General features: G+C 41.6%; 1 pseudogene. It reads right to left on the reverse strand.

The window, feature by feature from the left end:
* Nucleotides 1-858: pseudogene (locus tag ACFILY_RS09540) on the reverse strand (hypothetical protein); the annotation flags it as partial.

Here is an 858-nt window from a genome sequence, read left to right on the forward strand (position 1 = left end):
AATTTGCTATTGCTTCCTTCCGTTCCATGCTTAGCTACAAACGCATTGGCTTCCTTACTCCAATTCAAAGAATCCTGTGCGACTCCTTCAGAAACTTCCTTAATACGCTGATTCACATTCTTGATATTTGTATCAAGGCCCTCAAACGCACCACCTACACCATCAAAGGCGCTCGTGCTTACCTGACCATCTTCAGAAATATGCGATAATTTATACCTTGGCTGTGTAAGAGCTCCATCTTTAAAGGATGCTTCTCCACCTAAAAACTTAGCTACATCCTCACCGATTTTATTAATCTGACCGCCCGTGATTGCATCATGTGAACCCTTGGCAATCTGACCATCGGCAACATTATGGAGACCTACAGCCGCCTTATCCTTACCTTTACCTAAAGTCACACTCGTGTAATCAATGCCGCCATTATCACCATCTTTTTTATCGTAATGAACAACAGCTGAATCATCAGACTGAAGGCTGCTAGAAAGTTCCTTCAGACTTGCATCAAGCTGACCCTTGTTAACGGCATCATTATTATCTTTTGCATCCTCTACACCAGAAATAACCCGTTTCACACCGCTTTTGTTTGCAACATTAATTACAGTGCCATTTGTTTCCTTACCAACAGTGATAGGAGCCGTCTCATCATCCTGCTTGACAAGGCTTTCACTCACTACATTGGTTACATCATGATGAACATTCGTGACAGAACTACTAATATCAGAAAGTGCTTCCGCTACACTCTTATAACTTTCTTCACTTTCTGTCCCTTCTGCATTAACTTTCTTGATTACAAAATTTGGAGCCTTCCATTGTCCATCTTTATCATAACCTGCTCCTCCACCAAAATACGTCGCAAAT

Origin of the sequence: Bartonella sp. CL25QHWL (assembly GCF_042195335.1) — a bacterium.
Lineage (GTDB): Bacteria > Pseudomonadota > Alphaproteobacteria > Rhizobiales > Rhizobiaceae > Bartonella.